Annotated in this window: 5 protein-coding genes; 3 read left to right on the top strand and 2 right to left on the bottom strand. The window is 71.7% G+C overall.

Annotated elements, in window-relative coordinates; all coding sequences use genetic code 11:
* The coding region (locus KBX53_RS23130; RefSeq protein ID WP_210861603.1) for a xyloglucanase at positions 1–2,107 on the bottom strand (2,107 nt) is incomplete at its 3' end.
* A gap of 354 nt (positions 2,108–2,461) precedes the next feature.
* On the opposite strand from KBX53_RS23130, the gene KBX53_RS23125 reads away from it, so the two are divergent.
* From KBX53_RS23125 to KBX53_RS23115, 3 genes are all read left to right on the top strand, one after another.
* Entirely contained in the window at positions 2,462–3,148 is a 687-nt protein-coding gene (locus tag KBX53_RS23125; protein ID WP_030330308.1) for a BON domain-containing protein, read from the top strand.
* A gap of 79 nt (positions 3,149–3,227) precedes the next feature.
* The gene (locus tag KBX53_RS23120; RefSeq protein ID WP_210861600.1) at positions 3,228–3,728 is read left to right on the top strand and encodes a redoxin domain-containing protein; all 501 of its coding nucleotides are present in this window, start codon (positions 3,228–3,230) and stop codon (positions 3,726–3,728) included.
* Positions 3,725–4,273, top strand: a complete 549-nt coding sequence (locus KBX53_RS23115) for a thioredoxin domain-containing protein (protein WP_030330312.1) — start codon at positions 3,725–3,727, stop codon at positions 4,271–4,273. Before KBX53_RS23120 ends, KBX53_RS23115 begins: the two co-directional genes overlap by 4 nt.
* Positions 4,274–4,284: 11 nt before the next feature.
* Here KBX53_RS23115 and KBX53_RS23110 read toward each other — a convergent pair.
* On the bottom strand, positions 4,285–4,617 hold a 333-nt coding region (locus tag KBX53_RS23110; RefSeq protein ID WP_210861598.1), incomplete at its 5' end, for a response regulator transcription factor.

Here is a 4,617-nt window from a genome sequence, read left to right as displayed (position 1 = left end):
GGAACACTGCGGGGTTGGTCCGCCCGGGTGCCGCCTTGCCGAAGCCGACGTTGCCGCTGGCGCTGACGCCGCTCAGCCTGGTGAAGCTCGCACCCGCGTCGGTGGAGCGCCACAGGCCACCCGGTCCGGCCAGCCACACCTCGCCGGCCCGCCCCGGCAGGGCCTTGAACCGGACGTCGGTGGTGGGCAGACCGGTCGCCGCGGTCGGGGTGAAGCTGGCCCCGCCGTCGGTGCTGAGGTAGAAGCGCCCGCCGCTGAAGCCGTAGAACCGGGCGGGGTCGACCCGGTCGGACTCGATCGTCGCGTTCGCCGGAATGCCGGTCGACGGCGCCCAGGAGTTGCCGAAACCGACCGCGTGGACCACGCGTTGACCGGCGTCACCGGGTGCCCAGACGAACCGGCTGCCGTCCGCGGCGGCGGCCACCGTGCCACCCAGGTTGACCCCGGACGGTTCGGTGCCCTGGAACCAGGTGGCGCCGCCGTCGGTGGAGAAGGCGACGTGACTGTCGTTGGGCCGGTCGGCGTCGGTGAAGTTGCCGGCGCGTACCAGCACCGCGGGCTTGTTCTCCGCGTAGTCCAGGCTGGTGGTGCTCGTGAAGACCGGCTGGGTGAACAGCATCGACGGGATGGTGTCCAGGTCGGTGTGTCGGAACCCGCCGACGTCGCCGAGCGCGCTGATCAGCGGTGCGCCGCTGGGCGGGCTGGCCAGGTCGAGGACGGCGGTCTCCTCCAGCCCTCGGACCATCGGCCGGAGCGTGAACTGACCACCGGTGTCCCACTTGGTCAGGTCGGTGGTGCCGTAGATGGTGGCGCCGGTGCCGTACATCATCCGGTTGGAGTCGTGCGGGTCGATCTCCACCGACTCGTTCATCCAGCCGAGCTTGGGGCTTTCCTCAGGGGGCGCCGGGTTGACACCGAAGGTCAACCAGGGCACCGAGCTGATGTCCATGGTGTAGCGGCGGGACCTCTCCGGGTAGTTGCTGAACTCCCAGATCCGCGTCCAGCTCGCCCCGCCGTCGGTGCTGCGGAAGAAGATGGCGTCCGGCCACCAGGACACCTGGGTGGCGACCACCAGGGTGTTCGGCCGTTGCCGGTCGATGGTCAGCCCGCTGTAGCCGAAGTAGGCGTCGGCACTGGTGGACGGCACCGGGCTGATCCGCGCCCAGGCCCCGGTCGACCTGGTGAACTTCCAGACGTCGCCCTTGCCGCCGTCGTACGGGCCGCCGGTGTCGCTGGTGGCGATGTAGAGGTGACCGCCGACCGGGTCGACGACGCCCTTGTGGGCGAGGTAGCCGGTGGGCTGACCGGGGATGCGCGCCCAGGTGACGCCGCCGTCGGTGCTGCGGTAGACCGGGTTGTCCTTGTCCGCCACGCCCACGTAGATGGTCTGCGTGGTGGAGCCGGCGGTGCCGGTGCTCTTGTCGAAGCTGACCCAGGTCAGGCCCTGGTTCTGCCCGTTGTAGCCGTTCGGGTCGCTGGGGTCGGCCCGGTAGTTGCCGCCGTTGGGGAAGGCGGTGACGCGGGCCCAGGTCGCGCCGTGGTCGGTGCTGCGCCAGAGCCCGTTGCCGCCCTCTGCGCCGTAGTACACGATGCTGTTCCGGTTGGGGTCGACGGCGAGCCGCTCCCCCATTCCCCGGCCCGGCATGTTCCCGCCGTTCTTGAACGGCAGCTCGGTGGCCTGCCAGCTGGCGCCCTTGTCGGTCGAACGCAGGATCGCGCCGTTGTTCGGGTCCCAGCCGTTGGTGTACATGCCGACCGCGGCGTACACCCGGTTGGTCTGCACCGGGTCGGTGGCGATGCTGACCACGCCGTTGTAGCCCCACCGGTCAGCGCCGACCCAGTCGAGCAGCGGCGTCCAGGACTGGCTGCCCTGTTCCCAGCGGTACGCCCCGCCGATGTCGGTGCGCGCGTAGATGAGGTTCTTCTCGGTGGGGTTGAAGACGATGCCGGGGACGAAGCCGCCGCCGCCGACCGGGACGTTCCGCCAGGTGTACGCCTCCGCCGCGGCCGGGGCGGGGGACGACCCGGCGGCGGTGAACGGGACCACCACGACGGCGGTGGCGGCGGCCAGCACGGACACGACGGTGCCGGCGAGACTTCTCCGCATCTGCGGTTCCTCTCGATGGAGCCCCGGGGGACGGGGTCGATCGCCTGGTGACGCCGTGGCCCGGGGGACGAGCACGACGACGGGGACGGACGGAGCTGCCCTGGCTCCATCACCCGACGCGACGGCTCCCGCGATCGAGGAACGCGATTACCGTAACCGAAAGCCGCTCGCTTTGGAAGCGCTCCCATCATCGATGTTGGTCCTCGCCTCCACGCCGGGCCGCCCAGGTCGGGCCACGCCCTCACCCGGTCCGGGCGAGGGCGGCTCACCCCGGGCGGCGGCAGGCTGGCGGCACGGCGGACCTCCGGCCGCGACCAGCGCCAGGTCCGCCATCGCCACAGCGGAGGAGGACAGATGGCCATCGCGGAGATCAACCGCACCGATCAGGACATCCAGTCCGCCGTCCTCGACGAGCTGACCTGGGAACCGCGGGTGCAGCCGCACGAGATCGGCGTGACCGTCGCCGAGGGCGTCGTCACCCTGACCGGCCGCGTGGACAGCTACGCCAAGAAGTGGGCCGCCGAACGGGCCGCGCACCGGGTCACCTCGGTCCGGGCGGTCGCCAACGACGTGGCCGTGCAGCTCACCGACAGCACCGAGCGCGCCGACAGCGACCTGGCCGCCGCAGCCAGCCACGGGCTGGAGTGGGACGCGTTCGTGCCCATCGAGAAACTCCAGGTGACCGTCTCGGCCGGCTGGGTGACGTTGCACGGCGACGTCGAGTGGGAGTACCAGCGCCGAGCCGCCGAACGCGCGGTCGCCCGACTGACCGGCGTCCGCGGGGTCAGCAACGGCATCACCGTCCGACCGGCCAGCGCGCCGGACGGCCACAACCTGGCCGAGCGGATCGTCGACGCGCTGGCCCGGGCCGGAGCGACCGAGGCCGAACGGATCAGCGTCCGGGTGCACGGTGACACGGCGATCCTCGCCGGGTTGGTGCACTCGATGCCCGAACGGGCCGAGGTCGAGCAGGTGGCGTGGTCCGCGCCGGGCATCCGGGAGGTGCAGAACCACATCGCGGTCGCCCCGGTGCTGCGCTGAGCCCGCCAGCGCCGAGCGGGCGCCGAACCACCCGGGGTGGGTGAGCCCGCCTCACCCGCCCCGGGAGCAGGCTGGTGGCATGAGTGATCCGAACGGGCTGATCCAACCGGGACGTACCGCGCCTGGTTTCACATTGCCGGCCACCCCGGACGGGGCTCTCGTCGGGCCTGAGCAGTTCCGTGGCCGGCCCGTCGTGCTCGCCTTCTACCCCGCCGACTGGAGCCCGGTCTGCGGGGACCAGATGTCGCTCTACCAGTCGGCGGCACCCGTCTTCGCCCAGTACCAGGCGGTGGTGCTCGGCGTGTCGGTGGACAGCATCTGGTCGCACCGGGCGTTCGCGGAGAGCAAGGGCATCGAGTTCCCCCTGCTGTCCGACTTCGAGCCGAAGGGCGAGGTGGCCCGCCGCTACGGCGCATACCTGCCGCAGCGGGGCGAGGCGGCCCGCGCGCTGGTCGTGCTCGACCCGGCCGGGACGGTGACCTGGAGCTACCTGTCACCGCCCGACGTGAACCCCGGCGCCGACGGCATCTTCGACGCGCTGGACCAACTCGCCGCCGATCGGAAGGTGATGGCCGGATGAGCACGCCACTGCAGGTCACCGCCCGCCTTCGCGACCCGGTGACCACCGAGGACCACATCCGGGGACCGGCCGACGCGGCGGTGACCATCGTCGAGTACGGCGACTTCCAGTGCCCGTTCTGCGGTGCCGCGTACCCGAACCTGCACGAGTTGCTGCGGCAGCGGGCCGACACCGTCCGGCTGGTCTACCGCTACTTCCCGATCGCCAACGTGCACCCGTACGCCGAACGCGCCGCCGAGACGGCCGAGGCCGCCGGTGTCCGCGGCCGGTTCTGGGAGATGCACGACTGGCTCTACGAGCACCAGGACCAGCTCGACCCGGTGCACCTCTCGCTCGGTGTCGAGCAGGTCGGCCTGCCGCCGGACGAGTTGAACGCCGAGGTGGAGAACCGGACGCACGCAGACCGGGTGCGCCGGGACTTCGTCGGTGGCATCCGCAGCGGGGTGAACGGCACCCCCACCCTGTTCGTCAACGGCGTCCGGCACGACGGCGGGTACGACCTGCCCGACCTGCTGACGGCCGTGGACGCCGCCGCCAACGCCTGACCCGTGTCCGTTCAGATCAGCCGCAGCTCGCGCGCCCGCCGGACCGCCTCACGCCGGCGGGTCGCGTCGAGCTTGCGGTAGATGTTGCGGACGTGGGTCTTCACCGTGTTGACCGAGAGGGACAACTCGCTGGCGATCTCCACGTTGGACAGGATGCTCTGCAGATAGCGCAGGATGGTCAGCTCCCGCTCGGTCAGCGGCTCGTCGAGTGCGCCCCGCATCCCGGTGGCCGGCCCGGCGGTGCTCTGCCCCGCACCCCGGACCAGGTCACTGACGAGCGCGAAGTGCGCGGTGCCGGCGTCCAGGTGCGCGGCGCGCAGGTCCCGCACGGGCGGCTCCGCCCG

It is taken from the genome of Micromonospora sp. M51, from assembly GCF_018070305.1.
In the GTDB taxonomy this organism is placed as follows: domain Bacteria; phylum Actinomycetota; class Actinomycetes; order Mycobacteriales; family Micromonosporaceae; genus Micromonospora; species Micromonospora parva.
The sequence above is the reverse complement of the archived record's forward strand: the minus strand, read 5'-3'. Positions and strand labels throughout refer to the sequence as shown.